Source organism: Leptotrichia sp. oral taxon 221, assembly GCF_018128245.1.
Lineage (GTDB): Bacteria > Fusobacteriota > Fusobacteriia > Fusobacteriales > Leptotrichiaceae > JABCPH02.
Genome location: NZ_CP072378.1, coordinates 1 through 25,311, shown reverse-complemented (window position 1 = coordinate 25,311; position 25,311 = coordinate 1). Strand labels below are relative to the sequence as shown.

Below are 25,311 nucleotides of genomic sequence, written 5' to 3'. Positions count from 1 at the left end.
TTCTAACTCTAACAGTTTTCCTGTTTTCATTGTAATCTTTTTACCTACTATTCATTTCCCATTGTCCTTAATTAATATTGGTGGAGATAAGCGGGTTCGAACCGCTGACCTCTGCCTTGCAAGGGCAGCGCTCTCCCAACTGAGCTATATCCCCATACAATAAAATTCTTTGGTGGGCATGGCTGGACTCGAACCAGCGACCCCTGCGTTATCAGCACAGTGCTCTAACCACCTGAGCTACACGCCCTTAAGAATAAACACGAAGAAACATAATCCAAACAGATTTAGTATTTATATACTCCTTAGAAAGGAGGTGATCCATCCGCACCTTCCGGTACGGATACCTTGTTACGACTTCACCCCAATCACTATCCACACCTTAGGTACCTTCCTCCTTACGGTTGAACCAGTAACTTCAGGTGCAAACAACTCTCGTGGTGTGACGGGCGGTGTGTACAAGACCCGAGAACGTATTCACCGCAACATTGCTGATTTGCGATTACTAGCGATTCCAACTTCATGAAGTCGAGTTGCAGACTTCAATCCGAACTTAGATTGGCTTTTTAGTTTTGCTCCACGTCACCGTTTTGCTCCTCTTTGTACCAACCATTGTAGCACGTGTGTAGCCCAGATCATAAGGGGCATGATGACTTGACGTCATCCCCACCTTCCTCCTGCTCTTCGCAGGCAGTCTAGTTAGAGTCCCCAACTTAATGATGGTAACTAACTATAGGGGTTGCGCTCGTTGCGGGACTTAACCCAACATCTCACGACACGAGCTGTCGACAGCCATGCACCACCTGTCTCTACGTTCCCGAAGGCACAGCCTGTTCTCACAGGCCTACGTAGGATGTCAAGATCTGGTAAGGTTCCTCGCGTTGCGTCGAATTAAACCACATGCTCCACCGCTTGTGCGGGTCCCCGTCAATTCCTTTGAGTTTCAACCTTGCGGTCGTACTCCCCAGGCGGATTACTTATCGCATTAGCTTCGGCACAGACACTCTTCATGCCCACACCCAGTAATCATCGTTTACAGCTAGGACTACCAGGGTATCTAATCCTGTTTGCTCCCCTAGCTTTCGCACTTCAGCGTCAGTTGCTGTCCAGTGGACTATCTTCATCATCGGCATTCCTACACATATCTACGAATTTCACCTCTACTCGTGTAGTTCCGTCCACCTCTCCAGCACTCTAGATATACAGTTTCAAAGGCAAGCTTTGAGTTGAGCCCTAAGTTTTCACCCCTGACTTGTATATCCGCCTAGATGCCCTTTATGCCCAATAATTCCGGATAACGCTTGCGACATACGTATTACCGCGGCTGCTGGCACGTATTTAGCCGTCGCTTCTTCTGCAGGTACCGTCACTTTCTTCTTCCCTGCTGAAAGCACTTTACAATCCGAAAACCGTCTTCGTGCACACAGAATTGCTGGATCAGAGTCTCCTCCATTGTCCAATATTCCCCACTGCTGCCTCCCGTAAGAGTAAGGGCCGTATCTCAGTCCCCTTGTGGCCGTTCATCCTCTCAGACCGGCTACCTATCTTCGTCTTGGTGAGCCGTTACCTCACCAACTAACTAATAGGACGCAAAGCTCTCTCTTAGCATCTCTTTTCATTAAAGCTTCATGCGAAACTTTAATAATATCTAGTCTTATCAGTCGTTTCCATCTGTTATCCCAGACTAAGAGGCAAGTTCTTTACGCGTTACTCACCCGTCCGCCATGGTTATCACGGTGCAAGCACCGTTTCCCCATTGACTTGCATGTGTTAAGCATTCTGTCAGCGTTCATCCTGAGCCAGGATCAAACTCTTCATTCAATATTTATTTTCACCTTTTAAAGTCTTATTGACAGGAACTTTTTATTATTAAAAGTCCTTATTTATCACATCTTTCATGGTATATGCTTCTTCTATTTATTTGTTTATTGTACATGATACATTTTCGTATCGACAAGAAGTATTATATCAAACAAAAAAATATTTGTCAACTACTTTTTTTATTTTTTTTGATTTTTTTTAAATAAATCTATTATGTCAGTGAACTACTCCCACTTTTAGAAACGGGAACTTCTTGGGAAGTATCTGCTTTTACTAGCCAAATATATTTACCAAATTCTTCGGGTAGTTCCTACTCTGTTTTTTTTATTTTCCTAATATTTCAATATCAATTTTCCGATGTTTTTTATATTTAAATTCTCAACAACCACAGCATTATATCCTTCAGACAATTTTTTTGATAATTTATGCAAAAAATCTCTTCGACAATTTTTGATACATTCATGTAATTTTGATATTTTCGCTTTTTGTTTATATCAATTTTTAGAAAATTTTACTTTTCTTGATAATAATTCCTGTAATTTTTCAATCCTTCTTCTAATATCCTAAAATATTTTGAATAATCAGCCCTTTGATTTTCAGAACTGATAAATAATTCAGACATTGAAAAGTCAAGTCCAATTACTTTATCATTATTTGGGATTTTTTGAATTTCTTTTTCAAATTCTGTCTTGCCATCCATTCAAATAAATGCTCACCTTTATCATTCACAGGCATATTTCTAAGGCTGTAAATCCAGCTCCAGTGTCCATTGTACTCAGTTTCACCAATTTTTACATTTGGATAAGAGGAAAGTATTGCTCCATATTTTGAAAGAACGTCATAAACTCTTTTACTTGTATTTTCGTAGGAAATAGTCGGATCATTTTGTGCGTGAACCATCCAAAGCGGTTTATTTCTTATTTTCATCAAATCCTGCGCAGTAGTTGCAACTCCGCCAGAAATAGCCGCTTTATCAAGAGCAGCTGCACTTGTACTAAATGCCGCAAAATAATCTGGATACTCGATTATCATTCTAAATGACATATATCCACCAGCAGAAGCTCCAAAAATATAAATTCTATTTTTATCAACATTATTTTCAGAAGCAAATTCATCAATCATAGCCTTTACTGATTTTATGTATCCTTTACTATAATTGTTATACCAAGTGTCATCAGCCTGCGGTGCCACAACATAAGCCCCGCCAAATATCTTTTGTGCTTTATCTCCTGCAAAAGCCACTGCCCCACGATTTGCCAATTTTTGTGAAACATTATTCTGATAATCCTTGTATCCGCCTTCACCATTTCCATGAAACCAGATTATAAGCGGATGTTTCTTCCCATCATCTTTATTAACAGGTTTAAAATATTGATAATTCACTCCACTTTTAGACTTCGTTGCTAAAAATTTATCAGCTTCCTCATCAACAACTTTCCCTTGTCTATAAAATCCTGTTTTATAACCCTTTATCTCCTTTTTTTGCTCCACTCTATACTCCAAGTTCATCAATACATTTCGAGAAACATCCCCTGTAACATAACTCAAAGTATTTGATCCAGCCACATCTTTTCCATATTTCAAGTTAATAACAATTTTTCCCTTGTCATTCACATAAATATTCTCAATTTCCCTCTCAACTTCAAATGTCCCAAGAGATTTAGTTTTTTCGTCAAGCACAATCCCAGTATCTTTTGGTAAAGTTCCCTTAGCAAAAACCTTGAATGTACCTTTAGCAATTTGTTTATTTTGAATATCTTTCCCTTGCCCTTTTGTATCAATTTCAATCGAAACTATATTCTGCCCATAATCGAATATTTTTGCCTTTAATGAATATGAATATGTATTAAAGTCATATCCACTTTTAAAAACTAATTCTCCACCTTTAAAAACTAATTCTGATGCAATTCCTAACATACTTACAAAAAACAAACCTACAAATACCAATACTTTAGTTCTCATAACCATCACTTCCTCTACAATATTTTTTATTTCAAATTTAATTAATAAAATTATTAAACAAAGTAAAAATTTAAAAATAAACTATTTTATTTTCAACTTCCTATATCTATTCACTGCCGCACAAAATTCCTGTTTTCTAGGCAATGCCAAATTTCCTGGATGTCCTACGTACGAAGAAATTGAATCAAGTCCATCCTTTTGAATCTTTTCATAAATCCTATTAGCCGCTTGCGAAAGTGTCAATTTTTCATCTAGTACTTTATTTTTAAAATAGTCAATCATTACGGCAATACAGTTTGTTTGGCTGTCATCCACAAGTTGCTCCAGTCCTGAAATGTCGATTAATTCCTTTCCATATAGAATGCTGTATTTCCCTTTAGCTTTTGTTTTATCTAATTTTCCTGATTGTGAAAAACTTTTTTTGAGTGGAATTCGCTGTGTAATTCCTTGAAATTTATCATTTGGAGAAAATTCTCGCTTATTTTCATCTGATTTTGCAATTTTCTTTGCCTTTTCTGTTACATCTTTTGGTATATATTCATCCATCGTTATAACATGATTTGCCACATCAAAATAATCTCCAGAACCGCCGACAATCAATATCGTAGAAACTCCAAAATTGTCATAAAGTTCTTTTACTCTATCAATAAATGGCGTTATAGGTTCTTTTTCCTTTGCAACAAGTTTTTGCATTCTTCCATCACGAATCATAAAATTTGTGGCTGAAGTGTCTTCATCTATTAAAAGTAAAGAAGTTCCGTATTCTAGTGCTTCCGCTACATTTGCTGCTTGTGAAGTGCTTCCGCTTGCATTTTCAGTTGAAAAGGCTATGGTATCTTTATTTCCTGGTAAATTGTTGATAAATCCGCTGATATTTACTTTTTCTACATTTCTTCCATCTTCTGCACGTATTTTTACTGCATCTGTTTCAGAAATTATGAATTCACGTCCATCTTGAGCAACGTGATTATAAATTCCTCGTTCGAGAGCTGCTAATAAAGTGGATTTCCCGTGATAACCTCCCCCTACAATTAGTGTAATTCCTTTTGGAATCCCCATTCCAGATACTTCTTTTCCACTAGGAAGATTTAACGTAATTTCAAATTTTTCTGGACTTTTGAATTTGACTGCATTTTTCATAGGTTTATCTGAAATTCCGTTTTCACGTGGAAGTATCGAATCGTTAGCTACAAATGTTACTAATCCTTTTTCTTTCAATATTTTTCTTATGTATTCTTGGTCTAATACTAAAACTATTTGCTCTTTTAAGGCTTCTTTCTTCAAATTATCATATATAATAGATTTTTCAACAATTTTAGGTAACTGTTCAAAAATAATTTTTTGTGCAGCTTTTCCCATTATTCGTCTACCTCTTGCTGGCATTCCCATTTCAAATCTAACTTCGATTTTATCTTCCTTTATTAAAACTGACGTTCTTTCCAAAATTTCTTGCCCACATTTATCAATAAAAATCCTTCCGCTTCCTCCAGTTCCTGAACTATCATTTCCATTTTTTTGAATTTCCTTGTAAAAATTTCTTGTAAGAAAATCTGAAACTGCAATATTTTTCTCCTTTGTATCTGTTAATTCATAAGGAATTCCTGAAATTTTTCTATCCATTATAATTCGCATTCTTGAAGGCGGAGCGTAAGGATCTGATTGGACATGGTCAATTGCAAGAACATACTTTGGAAATTTATATTCTCCCTTTAGAGATTTATACGCTGAATAACTTTTTCCATCCATTGAAAATAATATTTTTTCTAACTCTTTATAATTTTTCATTTTTTACAATCCTCCTAATAATTTTTTATATTATTATTTATACCAATTTATTGAAAAGTCCATTATTTACAAATATTTATTTCTACCATAATTTTACCACATTTATCTTTATTTCCCAATTTTTTCCCTTATATAAAAAAACAGCACTAACTTGTGAGGCTGAAATATTCAAGGAGGAATTAACAGCTTCTATTTAGTTCTATTAAACCAGAAAGTTAAAATTACAACTAGAATAATAAATACTAGAAAGTCCCTGTTAATCATAATTTGGTGTCTTCCTTTCATATTTTAAATTGTGAGGCGGTAAAATCTCACAGTATTATAACAAAAAAATACCCCTATCAATTAAGATTAGAGTATTTTTTATTATATCCAAATTTATAGAATTAATTATTTTAAGATATTTTTTACAAAAAATTAAATCATTCTCTAAATTTTTCATGATATACGACATATCCACCTATAATCCCTATTAAAGAACCTATTATCGTATTAAAAAGTCTCCCTTCGGCAAATAAAAAAGGACTTTTTGTAAATAATGTACCTGCTTCTGACAAAAAAATTGTAAGTGGCGTTATAAAAATCATTGCTATTCCATAATTTCTTGGAACTAAATATTCAACAATAAATTGAAGGATTATTATTAGCATACATATTTCCCATGGATTTTTTTCAAATAAAAGTATTCCCCAGCAAAAAACGACTCCTATTAAAGTCCCAACTATTCTTTGAACACTTCTTTGGAAAACATGTTGAGTTGAATTTCCTTGCATTACGGCGATACAAGCTACTGCTACCCAATACGGATTTGTCAAATTTAAAAAATATCCCACTCCTAAAGCTATACTCAAAAATATTCCAAATATGATTGCTTCAATAATACTTTTTCTTATTTCTTGCGGAGTATGAGGAATATTCAATGTTTTTTCTAGATTTAATTTCTTCTTCACTATGAAACAATACAAAAATACTACTAAACATGTTGACAATGTTCCAAAAGTCATATAACCTATATTTTCTGCAATTTTGTGAATCGGTTGATGTGGAATTGAAATAGCATTTGAGCATATCATTACAAAAAAGAAATCTTTTGGAGGTTTTAATTTAAAATGTGAAACCATCCAGTGAATAATTCCTGCTGTTATTCCAAATACTATAACCGAAACTACCGTGTTAAAGCTAAAAACTAATCCAATCGTATAAACTGATATGAATCCAAATGAACACCCCATTAGCATTAAGATTTTTTCAGAAAATGAACCTTTTAACGGAAAATATACAACTAAAATTGCTGCTAATGAAGCTGTCATTCCTAATTTTAAATTATTTGACAATAATCCAATTAATATCGGTACTGCCATTGATAAACTTGCTAATAATGGTAAATCTTTTGGAGCATTTACTTTTTTTAATTTTAAATTTTCAATCATAATTTACTTTCCTCCCTTTTTAAATAATTATAATTTTTAATCTGTTATTTTTTTACAACTTTACATGGAACACCAGCTGCCATAACTCCAGAAGGAATATCTTTAGTAACGATGCTTCCTGCGGCAATTACAACATCATTTCCAATTGTAACTCCTGTTCCTTTTTTTAAGTTTTCTTTTAACTAATAACTAAAATAATTTCAAATTATAAAAAGAAAAATCGACTATTTCTAGCCGATTCTCTATAATAATTCTAAAAACTTTTTAAAGTCAATTATTTAGCAATTTTGCTTGCGAAATATCCTAAAGTTCTGATTAATTGAGAAGTATAAGACATTTCATTGTCGTACCAAGATACTGTTTTAACTAATTGAGTATCTCCGTTTTGAACAATTTTAGTTTGAGTTGCATCAAATAATGATCCATAGTGAATTCCAACGATGTCAGAAGAAACTAATTGTTCTTCAGTGTATCCGAATGATTCGTTAGATGCTGCTTTCATAGCTGCATTTACTTCTTCAACAGTTACTTTTTTGTTTAAAATAGATACTAATTCAGTTAATGAACCAGTTGGAACAGGTACTCTTTGAGCAGCTCCATCTAATTTTCCGTTTAATTCAGGTACTACTAATCCAATTGCTTTTGCAGCTCCAGTTGAGTTAGGTACGATATTTACAGCCGCAGCTCTAGCTCTTCTTAAGTCACCTTTTCTGTGTGGTGCATCTAATGTATTTTGATCTCCTGTGTAAGCGTGAATAGTTGTCATTGTTCCAGTTACAACTCCGAAGTTATCATTTAATGCTTTAGCCATTGGTGCTAAACAGTTAGTTGTACAAGAAGCTCCTGAAATAACTGTTTCTGAACCATCTAAGATTTCGTGGTTTACGTTGTAAACTACTGTTTTAACGTCGTTTCCACCAGGTGCAGTAATAACTACTTTTTTAGCTCCTGCTTTAACGTGTAATTCAGCTTTTTCTTTAGTTGCAAAGAATCCTGTAGCTTCTAATACTACGTCTACGTTTAATTCTCCCCAAGGTAATTCTTCAGGGTTAGCTTTTGCGAAAGTTTTAATTTCTTGTCCGTTTACTACGAAAGCTCCTTCTTTAACTTCGATTGTTCCATTGAATCTTCCTTGAGAAGAGTCGTATTTGAATAAGTGAGCTAACATTTTAGCATCTGTTAAATCATTAATTGCTACTACTTCAAATTTATCAGTTTGTTCAGCCATTAATCTTAATGCTAATCTCCCTATTCTTCCAAATCCATTAATTGCTACTCTAGTTTTTGCCATTGTAACATACCTCCTAAAAATTTTATATATTTGTTAATATATTAATTATTTCGCACTAAAAGTATAACACAAATTAGTTCACTTTTCAATAGATTAAATATATTAATTTTCTTTTTATAAGTTATGTTGAAAACTCGATAAATCCTTATAAAATTAGTTTTAGTTCTATATTTTTTATAGTAATTTTATGATTTTTTTATCTTTTTGCAATATTGAAAATTTATTTCTATAAAGTTTTTTTACAAATTTTTTTATAAAATTTGAAAATTATTTTTGTTCTATTGTACCTTTTCTTATGTACTCATTCCCATAAAACGCCCAAGCCAACTGCCCAGTCATCACAATCCAAATCAGTGGTTCGCAAATCATTACACCGAAATATCCTAATTTGTCATAATTATGTTTTAAATATAAAGTTTTTGTGTTTTTTCCCCTTTTTTTCTATTTTTCAAAATCAAATAAACAATTTCTAAAAATAACATTCCACTCCAAAATGTCAAATAAAATACCTTATCTTTCTTATACTTTGTTTCTAATTTTTTATTTAATTCCAAATTTAAAGAAATATTTTCATCTAAATCTCCTGTTTTATCTAATTGATATTGATACAGAATTTCTTTTTTACTCCCAAATTTATCAACAAAGTACTCAGCATCCTGTAATTTTATTTCTTTTAGATTTAATTTTTTTTCTAAAGTTTTCTCATCTAAGTTATACTCAATCTTATTACCATTAATCAAAAAATATGTTTCTGGTTTGATACCGTATTTTCCTTCATAAGAATCTGTTTCCTCAATATAGCCAATCCAATTATTATTAATTTTAGATAATCCATCTAAATACAAAATTAAATCCTCAGGTTTTGTCTTATCTACAAGTTTATAAACTTCATGTTCCGAATCCGAGCTTAAAGTTCTCTTTATCAAAAAATTTTTTGATATTTCAAGTTCACTGTTACGATTAACTGTGTCATAAGGGAAACGGAGATATATAACAAATAATAATGATAAAATTGTAAATGCAATAAGAAAATTAAACTTTCGTTTTGAAACAAAAAACCAGAAAGTTAATAAAATTAATATTGGAATTATAAAAGGGGATAACAAGACAAATCCCCAAGTTATATTTGTATCTGTAAGCATATTTTCTCCTTAATTTCTATATATTTATGACCTTTTTATTTTTCAAAAATACTTTTTAAATAATTTTCATAAATCTCAAGTTTATCATCAAGATTTTGTAAATGTTTTTGCCACTTTTCAATTTCTATGTTTATATATTTTTTATGATTTGTCAAAATTTTCATTCTTTCTTTTATCGTTCCGTTCCCTTCATATCGTAAATCTGAATATTTCTTAATTTCACTCAATTTCATTCCCATGTCTTTTAATCTTTTTAACATTTTTATCCATTCAATATCAGTTTCATCATATATTCTTCTATTCTTTTCGTCCCTTTTTACACGAAACAGATCCTTTTTTTCATAAAACCTTATTGTATATGGAGTTAAGCCTGTTTTTTCTGAAAATTCCTTTATTTGCATTGTTCTATTTTTTCTCCTTCTCTTTATTATAACTAAAAATAATAGTTGAATATTAATTATAAATATTTTGGTTATTTTATATTATACTAAATATATGAAATGAAAACAACTCAAATAAAAAATTTTGGAGGTAAAATGGAAACTTTGTTAGAAAAAATTAATTTGGGAAAATTTTTTAAAAAACGCTTGACTTATACTATACTCTAACTGTTATCCTTTATTTATCAAATTTATGGAGGTAATAACTATGAAAACAAAATATACTGTTATAACAGGATCAAGTTCGGGAATAGGAAAGGCTGTGGCTCTAAAATTTGCAGAAAGAAATAAAAATCTTATTCTGATTGCACGAAGAAAGAATTTACTAGAAGACCTAAAAAACGAAATTTTGAAGAAAAATCCTAATTTAGACATTATTGTAATAGATTTTGACTTAACTGATGTCGGTAAAATCCCTGAACTATATTCAAAATTTAACAATTATCACATTGAAACTTTAATAAATAATGCAGGTTTTGGAATGTATGGCGATGTAAAAAAGCAGCCTTTAAATAAAATTTCAGATATGCTTCATCTCAATGTAGAAGCATTAACTTTGTTATCTTCCTTATATGTCAAAGATTACCACAACGAAAAAGGCTCTCAATTAATCAATATCTCCTCAGCAGGAGGCTACACAATCGTTCCGAACGGAATTGTCTACTGTGCCACAAAATTTTACGTAAACGCCTTCACAGAAGGACTTGCACTAGAATTAAAGCAAAATAACGCACAATTAAAAGCAAAAGTCCTAGCACCCGCTGCAACCAAAACTAACTTTGGAAATGTCGCAACTGGTAAAACTGATTTTGATTATGATAAATCTTATCCAAACTATCATACATCCGAAGAAATGGCAGATTTTCTCATTCAACTTTACAAAAGCGACAAAACTGTCGGTTATATCAGCCGTGAAACTTTTGAATTTAACTTATCCGATGAATTTTTTCAAAATGCGTTTAGTTCTAAAAATAATGTAAAATTTTAAATATTAGTTTTTATCGTTGATTTTCCTAAAAAAATATTATAAAATATACGAAAATTGTTATTTAGGAGTGATTTTATGAAAAAAATTATATTTGCGTTGTTTTTACTGACTTTTAGTTTAAGTTTTTCTAATTCTGATATTGATATAATATCCAAAGAACTGTGGAGATGTCCTTATTCTGTTGACAAAATTTTTAAAGGTCTTACTTATGTAAAATTCTTAAATGAAAATGGTAAACCTTCTATTTCAGTTAGCATATTGGATAATCGTGCAGCATTAAAAACAGGAAAAGTTTCGCTTGAACTTTCACAATTAGATTACGAAGTAAAAGAAAATGAAAATTCTATCTATTTTACAAACTTAAATGATAAAACACAAGTTTTTTCAGATTACAAATTATCTTATTCGTTTGATAAAAAAAATAGACCTAAAATGGATCTATATCGTATTTCAGATACCAAGAAACTTTGCAGTCTTATAACAAATTAATTTTTCATAAATTATAAAAACAGGACATCATTTTAACAATGCCCTGTTTTTTTATTATTCCAGTTTTTTTCCCTAATATACTCATTCCCATAAAACGCCCAAGCCAACTGCCCAGTCATCACAATCCAAATCAGCGGCTCACAAATCATTACACCAAAATACCCCAACTTTGGCACAATAAAAATTACAAAGATTATTTTCCCGAAAAATTCAATTATACTGGAAACTAGGGGGATCACTTTTTCTCCTAAAGCTTGCAGAGCGTATCTTAAGTTGAATAAAACGCCTAATATTGTGAAAAATGGCGAGGCGATTTTTAGGTAGGTTGAACCGTTATAGAGGACTACTTCGGAGTTTGAGCCAGACATTAGGTGAATCATATTTTTTGAAAATAGGTAAACGAAAATTGTGATTCCGATTGCAAAAAAGATGTCCATTAGGTTTGCGTAAAATACACCTTTTCGTATTCTGTCAACTCTGTCGGCTCCTTTATTTTGAGAAACGAAGGTTGCTAGTGCAAGTGCCATTGTTGTTAGTGGAATGTTGCAAAATCCCATTAATTTCCTTGCCGAAGTGTGTCCAGCGATAATTAAATAGCCAAATCCGTTTATTGCGTATTGTAAAATTAGTGATCCTGTTAATACAATTGCAATCATTAATCCCATTGAGATTCCTTGTCCGAGCAATTCTCTGTATAATTTTGCGTCGAATCGGAAATGTTTTTTTCTTGGGATTAAAATTGGTTCTTTTATGTAAATATAAATTACGCTTAAAATTACAGATATTGCTTGTGCGATAACAGTTGCGACTGCAGCACCACCAATTCCCATTTTTAAGGAAGTTATGAAATAAATATCAAGAAAAATATTCAAAATTGAGGCAATTACTAAAAATACAAGCGACATAAAACTGTTTCCGATTGCTCTCAAAAGTCCTGATGACAAGTTATAGGAAAAAGTTACTCCTATGAACATTGTTATAATATTTATGTATTCAAATGCTTCATTTATGATATTTTCAGGTGTGTGTAAAATTTTTAGCAACGGCATTAAAATAAATCTTGATAAAATCATCACGGCAATTGTTACCATAAGTCCAATAACAATCGAACCTGCAACCGATTTTTTCAAAAGATTTTTATTATTCGCTCCGTAACTTCTAGCTGCAACCATACTAAGCCCATTCCCAATTCCAAGCGCAAAACCAAAAATTAGCTCAAAAATTGCTGCTGAGGCCCCAATTGCTGCAAGTGAATTGTCTCCTAAAGTATGTCCAACAATAGCAATGTCCGCCATATTGTAAAGTTGCTGAAAAATATTTGACACTAAAATTGGTATTGAAAAAATCAATAGTGATTTCAAAATGCTGTCGTTTATTAAATCAACAGAAAAATTAAATTTTTTCATTTTTCTCCTTTCTTTAATTTTAATTATTCTTTATCTATCGTTATTCTGTAAAATTATTTATCTCAACTAATAAAAATTATTTTTCTAAAAAGTCTTTCATATCAGTAAAAATAGGTATTTCCAATTCAACTTCCTCTTTACTCGCAGGATGTGTAAATTTTACCTTGTAAGCATGTAAAAATTGTCTATTTATCCCAAGCTCTTTATTTAAGCCATTTCCATAAAGCTCATCCCCAACAATTGTATGCCCAATTGATTTCAAATGCACACGAATTTGATGTGTTCTTCCCGTAAAAAGCTCACATTCCACAAGCGTCACATTTTTTTCAGGATAAGTTTTCAACACTTTTACAGCCGTTTTCGCATACTGACCTCTCTCGTCAATAATTCTCTCCAAATTATCGCCATCTCGAAAAATCCGTCTTTCGATAATTATTTTATTTGTTCCATTTTTTTCCAAAATTTCATTATTAAAATCATTTTTATCTTTCAAATTTAAATTATATTTTGTATTTTTGCTGTCAAAATCTATATTTTTATTTATTTTAAAATTTATATTTTCAAAATTGCTTTTACTTTCCAGATTTAAATTATTATTTTCTTTTTTACTGTCAAAATTTATATTTTCTCCAATTTTGTTATCTTTATTTTCAAAATTTGAATTATTTTCAATTTTCTCAATTTCATCATACTTTTTCATTTTTCCAAAATTAACTTTTTCAACTTCAGCTTTCAAATTTTCTTTCTCAAAATCCTGAATTTTATGATTTTCCCCATCTTTTACCAATTCATCTTTAATTCTAGAAATTTCTTCATCATCAATAATTCCATTCACAATCGCCAAATATTTTTTCTCAAAAATCGAAAAGTTTTGCAAAAACGCCTGTGCAAAACTGTTTTTAGCAATAATAATCAATCCAGATGTATTCATATCGAGTCTGTTATAAAATCGTGGCACTCTTACTTCACCATATTTTTCCAAAAAATGATTCACAATCCCATTTGCCAAAGTAAAATCAACCTTTTTCTGTGTCGGATGTGTCAACAAAAACGGCTCCTTATTCACAACCAAAATATCTTCATCTTCAAACACAATATCAATCGGCAATTTAATCGGCTTAATATCAGTCCCTTTCTTCTTCTCCACAACCTTCAAATTTCCATGTGACGGCAATTTTTTCGTAAGCCTAACTTGCTTCCCATTCAAAAAAACTTCCACATTTCTCAAACTTCTCCCCGAATAATTCTGCACTTCTCGCAAATACTGGGAAATTTTCATTCTCTGATGTTCCTTCTCAATCCTAAATTTTTTCAATATTTATGCACTTCCTTTTTTATTACTTCCAATTTTTGTTGTTTTCAAAATTACCAAAATTTTTTAATAAATAAATTTTTTATTTTTCAAAATTACAATCAATTTCCCACTTTCAAATTCAACACTTGCCTCATTTTCACAAATCACATTACTCACAAGCCTAGAACTCTCCCTTTTCACATCAATCCCATCAGTCTCAAACTTAAATCCCTTAAGCGTCAACTTTTCCACATTTTCACTTATTGGAACAATCGAAAATTCAAAGTTCTTTTTATTTTTCAAGGCAAATGGTTTTTCTACATAAAAAATTTCTTCATCTTCCAATAAAAACACAATATTTTTATACTTTTCCATCAAAAATAAATTACTCAAAGTCATATCAAGCCTATTTCCAAGCCCTCCAACGATAAATATTTTTTCTACAAAATCCTCATTTCCTGAAATTTTATTAATTTCTTCTAAAATCAACTCAAAATCAGTAAAATCCTTATCTCGTGGAAATTTTTTTATCAAAACATTTTTACTTTTATAATATTCCAAAACTTTTTTCTCAATCGAATCCAAATCTCCAATAATCATTTCAGGAACCTTCCCATACCGAAACGCAAAATTCGCTCCACCATCAGCACAAAAGCAAATCGTCTCTTCTGAAACCAATCTATCCATAAATTCCTGCGAATATTTATACTCTCCATTCAAAAAAATCACAAATTTTTTCCTCATCTTTTCCCTCCAAACTTCAGATTTTCTGTTTTAATATTATACTGGTTTATTTGATTATTTACAAGACAAAAGTTAAGTCTAAAATATTAAAAACTTTTATTTTTCTATAGAAAATAATTTATAATAAAAAAGAGCTGCAAATAACACTAGCCATCTACAACTCCTCTAATTATTTAATCCAAAACTTTTTGTATGAAATCTCTTCCATCGTATATTACGTATTTTTTATCTTGCAATGCTCCTGGATTAACGTAAACAGTTCCATCTTTTTCTACTAAATACTCTCTGTGAGTATGCCCGAAAATACAAATATCAGCATTTTCTTCTCTTGCTTTTTTTTCAAGCTCATTTAAATTCGTTTTTACTCCATAAAGATGTCCATGAGTTAAAAATACTTTTCTACCCATCAAATCAAAAATTCTAACATCTTTAGCATCATCATCATCATAGTCTGTATTTCCACGAACATATGCAAATGGAATTTTATGATGCATCAATGATATATTCAATGCATCTACACTGTGATCTCCAGCAAATATAACAATTTCTGGCTGCTCTAATTCCATTACATCTTGGAAATAATCCAATTTCCCGTGGCTATCTGAACAAATTAAAACTTTCATTTATGCTCTCTCTCCTTCTAATTTTTTATTTTCTCATTTTTTACATTATACTAGTTTCATCTTAATTTTATCTTAAAAATCATATGATAAAATACATAATTTTCTATTAAAAATAATATAACTTCTTTTATCTAGATTTTTTTATTATTTTTCTAAATAATTATCTGTAATAAAAACAAACAATTAATATTTAGTATCTATTATTATTTCAATAATTTTAAGGTTTTAAATGCATACTAGAGAGAGTCTAAAAACTTTCATTCAATATTAAAACAAAATAATTAATCAATAAAAATCGGTTTTTTCATATTTTCTAAAATTCTTACACCTAACTTTCCAGTAATTCTTTCAACCATTATTGTGTATCTCAAATCTCCCATCAAAATCATATCATAATCTTTCGATGTTTCCATGATTGTTTTAAAGGGATCTCCTTTTTTGTGAATCAAATTGTAATTTTCTCCAAATCTTTCTGACAAATTATCTTCTGAATCCACATTTACCCGCAAAACATCAACCTTTTGTTCATGAAATATGTTATAAAATGTAAACAATGTCTTATTCGCGTTGTAAGCTCCATCATCTAATAATAATAAGTTATCTAACTTAAATTCTAGTTGATTAGGCAATATTATCAACGGTTTGTAAACACTTCTCATAATATCCTTCAAAATAGAAGTTACCTTATCATTTTTTACAACAACTAACATATCATATTTTTTTAACTCTTCTAAAGCAATTTCAACAGTTTCTCCTTCTCTACTATAAACATTTGAAAAATCTGGTGCTGTTAGCTCTCTTATGTGTCTAAAAGTTTTTTCTTCTAATTCTTTGTATTCCTTGAATGCGTAGTTTGCCCCCACATTAATTCCAATTCCCTCTACTGCGATTGGAAATATTTCATATTTCAAGATATCCTTAACATAAAGACCTTCTGCCTCTATTCCGTATTTCTTTTTAAACACTTTAGCAAATTCCACCAAAGCTTCAACTTCATTTTCTGCAGTAATTAAAAATAATGCTTTTTTCGATAACATTTAGATCACTTCCTTTTTACTTATTTACTCTTGTTCATCTTCATCTAATTTTGGTTCTTCAGTAATTTTTACAACTGAGGCAATTTTCTCATTGTTTCTAACTTTCATTATTCTCACTCCAGTTGCTGTACGACCAATTACAGATATATTATTTACGCTAGTTCTAATCAAAGTTCCTTCTGAAGTTATAAGCATGATTTCATCGTTCTCATTAACTACTTTAACATCTACGATTTTTCCTGTTTTTTCATTTAATTTAGCATTAATAATACCTTTTCCACCACGAGAAGTTAATCTGTATTCCAATAATTTAGTTCGTTTTCCATAACCTTCTTCTGTAATTGTCAATATTCTTACTTCAGCATTATCCATTTGAGAATTTATGATAGCAGCACCTACAACTTTATCTTCATCACGAAGAGTTATTCCTTTAACTCCAGCAGCAGCAGTTCCCATGCTTCTAACTTCTTTTTCAGAAAATCTCATAGCAATTCCATTTCTAGTTGCAGCAAAAATTTCATCTTCTCCTGTACCACTTGTAAGTCCAATATACATAACTTCATCATCATCATTTAATCGTATAGCACGTTTTCCATTTTTATTAATATTTCCAAACAATGTTAATTCAGATTTTTTAACAACTCCGTTTCGTGTTACAAAGAATAAATTTCTATCTTTTTCAAATTCACGAACTTTTATTACCGTACTAACACTTTCATCTTCAGATAATTTGATAATATTTCCAATTAATTTACCACGAGCTTGTTTTCCAGTTTCTGGAATTTCGTAAACTTTTATGCTAAATACTTTTCCTTTTGTCGTAAATATAAGCAATGTATCCAAGTTTTTGGCAATATACATATCTTTTACAACGTCATCTTCAATCGTATTTGTCGCATTAACTCCTACGCCACCTCTTCTTTGCGAACGGTACGAATCAATAGGTATTCTCTTAACATAACCTTTTTCAGTCAAAGTCACTACAACTTCTTCATCTTTAATCAAATCTTCAATCGTAATTTCGGCTCTCGTATTTCTAATTTCAGTTTTTCTATCATCACCAAAATCTTCTTTTAACTTAATAGCCTCCTCTTTAATTATACCATATATTTTCGAATCATCAGCTAAAATTGCATTTAATTCTTCAATTAATAACATCAATTCGTTGTATTCTTCATTAATTTTATCTCTTTCCAATCCAGTCAATCTTTGCAATCTCATATCTAAAATTGCTTTTGCTTGAATTTCTGAGAATGAAAAAGCCTCTATTAAATTAGCTTTCGCAATATTCGCATCTTTTGCAGCTCTAATAATTCTAATAACTTCTTCAATATTATCAAGTGCTATTTTAAATCCTTCCAAAATATGAGCCCTATTTTTAGCCTTATTAAGCTCAAATTTTACTCTTCTCGTAATAACCTCATATCTATGCTCTAAATATTTTTCCAAAATCTGTTTTAAATTCAAGACTTTTGGTGCATTGTTTACCAACGCCAACATTATCACTCCAAAAGTATTTTGCAAATCAGTGAATTTATACAAATTATTTAATACTAACTCACTTTCTTCACCTTTTTTCAACTCGATAACAATTCTAATTCCGTCTCTGTCAGTTTCATCTCTTAAATCTGAAATTCCAGTCAATCTTTTTTGTTTTACTAAATTTGCAATTCTTTCGATAAATCTAGATTTATTCACTTGATATGGCAATTCAGTTACAATTATTGACTCTTTCCCATTTTTTGCTTTTTCAATTTCTACACGACCCGCAACGATTAACCTACCACGTCCTGTTCTGTACGCATCATAAATTCCTTGTCTACCATTTATAATTCCACCTGTCGGAAAATCAGGACCTTTTATGTAACCGATTAACTCATCTATCGAAATTTCTGGATTATCAATCAATGCTACAATTCCATCAACTACTTCTCCTAAATTATGTGGCGGAATATTTGTTGCCATCCCTACAGCAATCCCATTCGCTCCATTTAACAATAAATTAGGCAATTTTGCTGGTAAAACCACTGGTTCATCTAAACTTTCATCAAAGTTTTTTCTATAATCAATCGTATCTTTTCCGATATCTGCCAATAATTCTTCAGTAATTTTAGCCATTCTCGCCTCAGTATATCTCATCGCCGCAGCTTCATCACCATCAATCGATCCAAAGTTTCCGTGACCATCGATTAATTCATATCTCATATTAAAATCTTGTGCCATTCTTACCATCGCACCATATACAGACGAATCTCCGTGAGGGTGAAATTTCCCTAAAACGTCCCCAACAATTCTCGCTGATTTTTTAAATGGCGTTTTGTGGCTCATTCCCATTTCATTCATTGCAAAAAGAATTCTTCTGTGAACAGGTTTTAATCCATCCCTTACATCTGGCAACGCACGACTTACAATAACACTCATCGAGTAATCTAAGTACGCAGATTTTATCTCGTCTTCTATATACACATTTTGTTCATTCGATAAATCAGTAGTTTTTGGTAATCCATCTACAATTATTTCTTTATCGTCATTTTCATTTATCTCTTCGTTTTCTTTTTTATCTTCATCTCTGAAATCATCAGACATTTATTTTCTCCTCCTCGTTTTTAGTTCATCACTAACCTCATCATTTCACAACTAAATATCCAAATTCTTAACATAACTTGCATTATCTTCAATGAATTTTCTTCTTGGCTCTACTTTATCTCCCATTAAAATATTAAACATTTTATCAGCATAAGATGCATCTTCCATCGATACTTTCAACAATGTTCTCACTTCTGGATCCAACGTAGTTTCCCACAATTGCTCAGGATTCATTTCTCCCAATCCTTTATATCTTTGAACTGTATATTTTCTATTCTCATTTTCAAGAACTTTTGTCACTTGTTTTAATTGGTCATCAGAATACGCGTATCTAACCGCTCTACCAGCCTGTATTTTGTATAAAGGCGGTTGCGCTATATAAATATACCCTTCATCAATTAACTCTCTCAAATGTCTGTAAAAGAACGTTAGCATCAATGTTCTAATATGTGCTCCATCAACATCCGCATCTGTCATTATTACAATTTTATGATATCTCAATTTTTCAAGATTTATATCATCACCAAATCCAGCTCCAAATGCTGTTATCATATCTCTAATTTCTGCATTTTCAAGCGCTTTGTGAATCCCCGATTTTTCTACATTCAAAATTTTTCCTCTCAAAGGCAAAATCGCTTGGAATCTTCTATCTCTACCTTGTTTTGCAGAACCTCCAGCTGAATTCCCCTCAACTATGAAAATTTCTGATTCTGACGGATCTTTTGACGAACAATCAGCTAATTTCCCTGGCAATGAACCAACTTCAAGATTACTTTTTCTCAAAACTAACTCTCTAGCTTTTTTAGCCGCTTCTCTAGCTTTTTTCGACATCAACATTTTTTCAATAATTTTTTCTGTTGCTTTCGGATGATCTTCCAAATAGAATTTCAATTTATTTCCAACAATATTCGAAACAATTCCTGAAACTTCACTATTTCCTAATTTAGTTTTTGTTTGCCCTTCAAATTGTGGCTCAGGTATTTTCACACTAATTACGCAAACTAACCCTTCTCTAACATCTGTCCCTTGGAATGATCCACCTTTTTCCTTAATCAATTTCATTTCTTTTGCAATATCATTCACTGTTCTTGTTAAAGCTGTTCTAAACCCACTTACATGCGTTCCACCTTCATGAGTATTTATATTATTTACAAATGAATAAACAATTTCTCTTTGAGCAGTAGTATAACTCATAGCAATTTCCACTTCAACAATTTTAGCTCCAACTTTTTTTATAAAAACATTTCCGTCTTCATCTACAGCTTCTACTTCTTTTGCTGGTTGCGTTTCATAAGAATCTGCCATGTAAATTACATCTTCCACGATTTTTTCTTCATTAGTAATCTCTCTCAAAAAGTCTTTTATTCCACCTTCAAAATGAAAATCTTCTTCTCTAATCTCATCAGGTTTTCTTGCATCAACCAACTTGATTTTCAAACCTTTATTCAAATAAGCCAACTCTTTTAATCTCGATTCTAAAACCGAAAAATCATAAACCGTTGTTTCAAATATTTCATCATCTGCTTTAAATTTAATAATTGTACCATGTGCATCTTCTGGTGCGTCCCCAATTTTTTCAGGTGCTGATGTAGGAACTCCTCTTTTGTAAGTCTGTCTCACAATTTGTCCATCTCTAGTTACAGTTGCTTCAACCCATTCAGACAACGCATTTACAACGGAAATACCTACTCCGTGAAGTCCCCCAGACACTTTATAGTTATCGTTATCAAATTTACCTCCAGCATGAAGCACTGTCATTACAACTTCCAATGTAGATTTCCCAGTTTTATGCATTGCTACTGGTATTCCACGACCATTGTCTGTTACTTCGATAATATTTCCTTCTAAAATTTTCACTGTTATATTATCACAAATCCCAGCCAAAGCCTCATCCACACTATTATCAACAATTTCCCACACCAAATGGTGCAATCCTTTTGAAGAAGTCGATCCTATATACATTCCAGGTCTCTTTCTTACCGCTTCCAACCCTTCTAAAACCGTAATACTCTCGGCTCCATAATTATTAGCCATTTTTACAAATTCCTCCCTTTTCACTATTATTTACTTTTCCAATTACTTTAACTTGTCATTTTGAATAAATTATTTTTTACGCTACTTCTATTATACACTTCTTAAGTTTATTTATTGTTTTAATTCACTTAATTTTTTTATTTTTCTCAAATTTATTTTCCAACACAGAAATTTCCAAAGACATGATCTAAAATATCCTCTGAAGAAATTTCTCCAGTAATTTCAGACAATGAATCTAGCGCCTCTTTTAAGTCCACAGAAATCAAATCCATCGGAAGTCCCATATCTATTGTTTCAAAAATATTTCTTATCGCATCCTTCGTCTTTTCAAGTGCCGTTTTATGCCGAACATTAGTAATTATCAATTTTTCAGACGAATCTTCCACCTTTTCATCTACAATGAACGAATAAATTTTTTCTTCCATATCCTCAATTCCAACATTTTTTTGTGCTGAAATTTCCACAATATTTTCAAAATTATATTCATCCAAATCGATTTTTCTTTCCAAATCAATTTTATTCAATAAAACAATTACTTTTTTATGATTTTCATTAATCTGATTAATTACTTCACGGTCTTCATCTTCCAATTCTCTCGAGGCATCCAAAACCAATAACACTAAATCAGCTTTTTCAATAAATTCCTTCGATTTTTCAACACCAATATTTTCAACAATATCATCTGTCTGTCTAATTCCAGCCGTATCTACTAATACTAACGGAATCCCTTTTATGTTAATAACTTCCTCAATCACATCTCTCGTAGTTCCCGCAACATGAGTTACTATCGCTCTCTCTTCCCTCAACAACGAATTTAAAAGCGTAGACTTCCCAACATTTGGTTTTCCAACAATAACTGTTTTTATCCCCTCTTTTATTTTTTTACCTTTATCATAAGATTCTATAAGTCGAGTAGCCTCTTCATAAACCGCCTCTAAGTTATCTCTTAACTCAACTGGCAACGGATCATCAATCCCTTCCTCAGGATAATCCAAAACAACATTAACATGCGCCGTAATATCCAGCAACGCCTTTTTAAAGCTATTAATCTTATCCCTCAAATCTCCTCTCAATTGATCTAAAGAAAGCGAGATACTCTTCTCAGTTTTCCCTTGTATCAAGTCCATTACCGCCTCTGCTTGCGACAAATCAATTCTCCCATTCATAAATGCTCTTTTTGTAAATTCCCCTTGCTCAGCATGTCTAGCACCATTTTTAAGAACCAATTCCAACACCTTTTGAGTAACAAATTGTCCACCATGACAATTAATCTCAACAACATCCTCACAAGTATATGTTTTCGGTGCCTTCATTCTCACAACCATCGATTCATCTATTACTTTTTCTCCATCGTGAATAAATCCATAATTAAACTGATAAAAACCCAAATCTCTATTTGGGTTTTTAGGCTTAAATATTTTATCTAAAATTTCAAATGATTTATCTCCCGATATTCTTATTATACCAATTCCACCTTCACCTTTAGGCGTTGAAATTGCTGCAATTGTATCAAATAACATCGTCATACCTCATTCTATTTATTTTTTGTTTTTTTAATTACCAAATATCTTTTAGGATCTTCTCCTACACTTTCAGTTTCTAACCCTTTGATAAATGATATTTCTTCATGTATTATCTTTCTTTCTCTAGCTGACATAGGATTCAATTTTACAGTTTTTCCTGAATCCAACACTTTTTTACCTTTTTTTCTAGCTAATTCTCTCAAAGAAGCTTCTCTTTTTTGTTTGTAATTATTTGAATCAATAACAACTTTCAAATGTTTTAAAGATTTAACTGAACTTAACAAATACTCAATACTATTCAATGAACTTCCTTTTTCACCAATTAAATATCTCATATCTTTTCCATCCACATTAACAATATATTTGTCACCTTCTTTAGCGATATCAACTATTACTATTTCCAATTTAGAATTAACCAAAAACTCTTTTATAAAACTTCTAATTTTGCTAACATTTGCATCATTAGCATCAATTTGTTTTTCTAATACAGTTTCTTTGTTTTCTTCTTTTCTTTTTACAATTTTATTTTTTTGAAAATCTTTTGAACTAGAATTTCTTCTTTCAGAATTTTTTTTGTCATTTTCTTTATTTTCATTTTTAGTTTGTAATCTAGGTTTTAAAGTAATATTTTCATTTTTACTTTCTCTTTTTTTCAAGTGCTCATTTTTCAAATCCTCAACTTGAGATTTTTTCACTATTTCTACTTCATATTCACCTTTTATACTAACAAACAATATCTTTTTAGGATATTTTAAGACCTTTACTTTATAAGTTTCGTCCTCTCCTAAAGTAAGCGATCTTTTTATCATACTGTTTAATTCTTCTTCATTTTGTGCTTTTAAGATTATTTTATCCATTACCTAATTTCTTCCTTTCATAATGAAATATTGTTGAATAACAGAAAAAATCGTTGAGAATAAGTAGTATAAAGTTACTCCCGAAGGCATTCTATAGAAAATAAATAACATCATCAATGGCATTGTATAAAGCATTGATTGCATTGGATTATTTTCTTGCTTATCACCTGTGCTACCAGTCATAATTTTTTGTTGTACAAAAGTTGCTGCTGTATTTAAAATTGGCAACAAATTAAACGACAATGTATTTGTAATTTGAAATAACGCATCTGGTTTTTTCAAATTAAACCATAAAAAAGTTGCATCATTAGGGATTGCATTTCCAATAAGCGCATAATATAAAGCCACAAATATTGGCATTTGAATTAACAATGGCAAACATCCACCTAATGGATTTACCCCATTTTCCTTATAAACTTCCGCTGTTCTTTTTTGAAATTCTTGCGGATTATCTTTATATTTCTCTTTCAATTTATCCAATTCTGGTTGAATTTCTCTCATTTTTTTCATCGACTTCTCTTGCTTTAAAGTCAATGGAAATATTAATATTCTCATCATTATAGTTAAAATAATTATCGCAACACCATAATTTCCAACTATATTAGTAATTCCTTTTAATAAATTTACTGCTAAATCTACCAAAAACGGTATTTTAAACATGAATTAGTTCCTCCATATTATTTTATTTTAAGGGATCGTATCCACCTTTATGAAATGGATGACACTTCAGTATTCTTTTTACACTCAAAAAAGTTCCTTTAATCGCTCCATATTTTGTAATTGCTTGTCTTGAATATTCAGAACAGGTTGGGTAAAACCTACATCTTCTACCAAAAGCTCCTGAAAAAAAATTCTGATAAATTTTAATTAAAAACAATAGAATTTGTTTCATTTTCTCGTCACCTTCAATAAATCTTTTTCAATATCTTTATATTTTATATTTTTTATATTTTCTTTCAAAATTGATTTGCCTACAAACACATAATCCGAATTCTTTTTTAAATTCTGCCCATTTTCTTTTACAAATTCTCTAAAAAGTCTTTTTATTCTATTTCTTTGAACAGCATTTCCAGTCTTCTTACTTGCAACAAATCCGAATCTTTGTTCCTCATTTTCATTATTCCTTACGAAAACAATCGCATATTTTGTATAAATTTTTTTTGAATTATTGTAAACTAAAGAAAACTCTTTTGAATTTTTTATTTTTTTTATAGACATTTTCTCTTAACTCTTTTCTGTTTTAAAAAGCCCGGTGCTGCTTTTTATTCACCGGGTTATGCTGATAATTTAGCTCTTCCTTTTGCTCTTCTTCTTTTTAATACATTTCTTCCACTTTTAGTTTTCATTCTTAATCTAAATCCGTGGTCTTTTTTTCTTTTTCTTTTATTTGGTTGATATGTTCTTTTTGTCATCTCTCTTCCTTTCTAAAATTAATTTTATTTTTACTAGTTTATTTATTTACATTTTTAAATAACATTTTTTAATAAACTGTTTACGATATATAATAAACAAATTTTCAAAAAAAGTCAAGAAGTATTTGATACTTTTTCAATATTTTAAATTAAAAAAATAAAATTTGTAAAAGGATTTTTACTTTTTATTATTTTAGAAAAATTTTTTTAAACAAAATTGTAAATTATATTTTTGAAAATAAAAATTAATAAAAATATTTTGTAGAAAGATTTAATTTAAAAATATATTTTTTATATTTTTGAGAATTGATTTATTTTCTAAAAATTTTTTAAATTTGAAATTTTAAAAATATGTTTTATATAAAAATGTATTTCATAAAATTTGTAAAATATTTTTAATAAGTAAATTTATTTTTTGAGTAAAAATTTTTAAATTAAAAATTACAAAAA

General features: G+C 30.7%; 23 protein-coding genes, 2 tRNA genes, 1 rRNA gene and 1 pseudogene. 2 read left to right on the top strand and 25 right to left on the bottom strand.

From position 1 onward, the window contains the following. Nucleotides 1–78: 78 nt before the first annotated feature. From J4863_RS00125 to J4863_RS00080, 12 genes and pseudogenes are all read right to left on the bottom strand, one after another. Nucleotides 79–154, bottom strand: a tRNA-Ala gene (locus J4863_RS00125). A 16-nt stretch (nt 155–170) separates the two neighbouring features. Then, nucleotides 171–247, bottom strand: a tRNA-Ile gene (locus J4863_RS00120). Nucleotides 248–306: 59 nt separating this feature from the next. Then, nucleotides 307–1,818: ribosomal RNA gene (locus J4863_RS00115) — 16S ribosomal RNA — on the bottom strand. A 332-nt stretch (nt 1,819–2,150) separates the two neighbouring features. Beyond that, complete coding sequence (locus J4863_RS09380; RefSeq protein WP_249111528.1) at nt 2,151–2,249, bottom strand: hypothetical protein; 99 nt, start codon at nt 2,247–2,249, stop codon at nt 2,151–2,153. A gap of 80 nt (nt 2,250–2,329) precedes the next feature. Next, on the bottom strand, nt 2,330–2,518 hold the full coding sequence (locus tag J4863_RS09375; RefSeq protein WP_249111527.1) for a hypothetical protein: 189 nt from the start codon (nt 2,516–2,518) through the stop codon (nt 2,330–2,332). After that, on the bottom strand, nt 2,458–3,780 hold the full coding sequence (locus tag J4863_RS00105; protein ID WP_249111526.1) for a prolyl oligopeptidase family serine peptidase: 1,323 nt from the start codon (nt 3,778–3,780) through the stop codon (nt 2,458–2,460). The genes J4863_RS09375 and J4863_RS00105 overlap by 61 nt, the downstream gene beginning before the upstream one ends. 81 nt (nt 3,781–3,861) lie before the next feature. After that, nucleotides 3,862–5,565 (bottom strand): ABC-ATPase domain-containing protein, encoded by a 1,704-nt coding sequence (locus J4863_RS00100; RefSeq protein WP_211618445.1) that lies wholly within the window; start codon nt 5,563–5,565, stop codon nt 3,862–3,864. A gap of 422 nt (nt 5,566–5,987) precedes the next feature. Next, on the bottom strand, nt 5,988–6,995 hold the full coding sequence (locus J4863_RS00095; protein ID WP_211618444.1) for an FUSC family protein: 1,008 nt from the start codon (nt 6,993–6,995) through the stop codon (nt 5,988–5,990). A 44-nt stretch (nt 6,996–7,039) separates the two neighbouring features. After that, nucleotides 7,040–7,150 (bottom strand): annotated as a pseudogene (locus J4863_RS09370) (sugar O-acetyltransferase); the annotation flags it as partial. A 119-nt stretch (nt 7,151–7,269) separates the two neighbouring features. Beyond that, nucleotides 7,270–8,286 carry a type I glyceraldehyde-3-phosphate dehydrogenase gene (gene gap, locus J4863_RS00090; RefSeq protein ID WP_211618443.1) on the bottom strand — a complete coding sequence of 339 codons (1,017 nt, stop codon included), beginning with the start codon at nt 8,284–8,286 and terminating at the stop codon, nt 7,270–7,272. Between the two features lie 404 nt (nt 8,287–8,690). Further along, nucleotides 8,691–9,428: an endonuclease gene (locus J4863_RS00085; RefSeq protein WP_211618442.1), complete on the bottom strand. Its 738-nt coding sequence runs from the start codon at nt 9,426–9,428 to the stop codon at nt 8,691–8,693. 35 nt (nt 9,429–9,463) lie between these two features. Next, nucleotides 9,464–9,829 (bottom strand): MerR family transcriptional regulator, encoded by a 366-nt coding sequence (locus J4863_RS00080; RefSeq protein WP_211618441.1) that lies wholly within the window; start codon nt 9,827–9,829, stop codon nt 9,464–9,466. Nucleotides 9,830–10,076: 247 nt separating this feature from the next. On the opposite strand from J4863_RS00080, the gene J4863_RS00075 reads away from it, so the two are divergent. Beyond that, nucleotides 10,077–10,856, top strand: a complete 780-nt coding sequence (locus tag J4863_RS00075; RefSeq protein WP_211618440.1) for an SDR family oxidoreductase — start codon at nt 10,077–10,079, stop codon at nt 10,854–10,856. 75 nt (nt 10,857–10,931) lie between these two features. Further along, on the top strand, nt 10,932–11,345 hold the full coding sequence (locus J4863_RS00070) for a hypothetical protein (protein WP_211618439.1): 414 nt from the start codon (nt 10,932–10,934) through the stop codon (nt 11,343–11,345). Between the two features lie 32 nt (nt 11,346–11,377). Here J4863_RS00070 and J4863_RS00065 read toward each other — a convergent pair whose 3' ends face one another. From J4863_RS00065 to rpmH, 13 genes are all read right to left on the bottom strand, one after another. Then, nucleotides 11,378–12,751: an MATE family efflux transporter gene (locus tag J4863_RS00065; RefSeq protein WP_211618438.1), complete on the bottom strand. Its 1,374-nt coding sequence runs from the start codon at nt 12,749–12,751 to the stop codon at nt 11,378–11,380. A 76-nt stretch (nt 12,752–12,827) separates the two neighbouring features. After that, nucleotides 12,828–14,066 (bottom strand): RluA family pseudouridine synthase, encoded by a 1,239-nt coding sequence (locus tag J4863_RS00060; RefSeq protein WP_211618437.1) that lies wholly within the window; start codon nt 14,064–14,066, stop codon nt 12,828–12,830. Nucleotides 14,067–14,129: 63 nt separating this feature from the next. Then, nucleotides 14,130–14,789 (bottom strand): thiamine diphosphokinase, encoded by a 660-nt coding sequence (locus J4863_RS00055; protein WP_211618436.1) that lies wholly within the window; start codon nt 14,787–14,789, stop codon nt 14,130–14,132. Between the two features lie 173 nt (nt 14,790–14,962). Then, complete coding sequence (locus J4863_RS00050) at nt 14,963–15,412, bottom strand: YfcE family phosphodiesterase (protein WP_211618435.1); 450 nt, start codon at nt 15,410–15,412, stop codon at nt 14,963–14,965. A gap of 281 nt (nt 15,413–15,693) precedes the next feature. Beyond that, complete coding sequence (locus J4863_RS00045; RefSeq protein ID WP_211618434.1) at nt 15,694–16,449, bottom strand: GntR family transcriptional regulator; 756 nt, start codon at nt 16,447–16,449, stop codon at nt 15,694–15,696. A 24-nt stretch (nt 16,450–16,473) separates the two neighbouring features. Next, on the bottom strand, nt 16,474–19,035 hold the full coding sequence (gene gyrA / locus J4863_RS00040) for a DNA gyrase subunit A (RefSeq protein WP_211618433.1): 2,562 nt from the start codon (nt 19,033–19,035) through the stop codon (nt 16,474–16,476). Between the two features lie 51 nt (nt 19,036–19,086). After that, nucleotides 19,087–21,069, bottom strand: coding sequence for a DNA topoisomerase (ATP-hydrolyzing) subunit B (gyrB, locus tag J4863_RS00035; RefSeq protein ID WP_211618432.1), 1,983 nt, complete (start codon nt 21,067–21,069; stop codon nt 19,087–19,089). A 152-nt stretch (nt 21,070–21,221) separates the two neighbouring features. Beyond that, nucleotides 21,222–22,589, bottom strand: a complete 1,368-nt coding sequence (gene mnmE / locus J4863_RS00030) for a tRNA uridine-5-carboxymethylaminomethyl(34) synthesis GTPase MnmE (RefSeq protein WP_211618431.1) — start codon at nt 22,587–22,589, stop codon at nt 21,222–21,224. A gap of 14 nt (nt 22,590–22,603) precedes the next feature. Further along, nucleotides 22,604–23,449 carry a R3H domain-containing nucleic acid-binding protein gene (locus J4863_RS00025; protein WP_211618430.1) on the bottom strand — a complete coding sequence of 282 codons (846 nt, stop codon included), beginning with the start codon at nt 23,447–23,449 and terminating at the stop codon, nt 22,604–22,606. A 3-nt stretch (nt 23,450–23,452) separates the two neighbouring features. Next, nucleotides 23,453–24,109 (bottom strand): YidC/Oxa1 family membrane protein insertase, encoded by a 657-nt coding sequence (locus J4863_RS00020; RefSeq protein WP_211618429.1) that lies wholly within the window; start codon nt 24,107–24,109, stop codon nt 23,453–23,455. 22 nt (nt 24,110–24,131) lie between these two features. After that, nucleotides 24,132–24,341 (bottom strand): membrane protein insertion efficiency factor YidD, encoded by a 210-nt coding sequence (gene yidD, locus J4863_RS00015; RefSeq protein ID WP_211618428.1) that lies wholly within the window; start codon nt 24,339–24,341, stop codon nt 24,132–24,134. After that, on the bottom strand, nt 24,338–24,667 hold the full coding sequence (rnpA, locus tag J4863_RS00010; protein WP_211618427.1) for a ribonuclease P protein component: 330 nt from the start codon (nt 24,665–24,667) through the stop codon (nt 24,338–24,340). Before rnpA ends, yidD begins: the two co-directional genes overlap by 4 nt. A gap of 56 nt (nt 24,668–24,723) precedes the next feature. Further along, nucleotides 24,724–24,861 carry a 50S ribosomal protein L34 gene (rpmH, locus tag J4863_RS00005; RefSeq protein WP_211618426.1) on the bottom strand — a complete coding sequence of 46 codons (138 nt, stop codon included), beginning with the start codon at nt 24,859–24,861 and terminating at the stop codon, nt 24,724–24,726. Between the last annotated feature and the right edge of the window lie 450 nt (nt 24,862–25,311).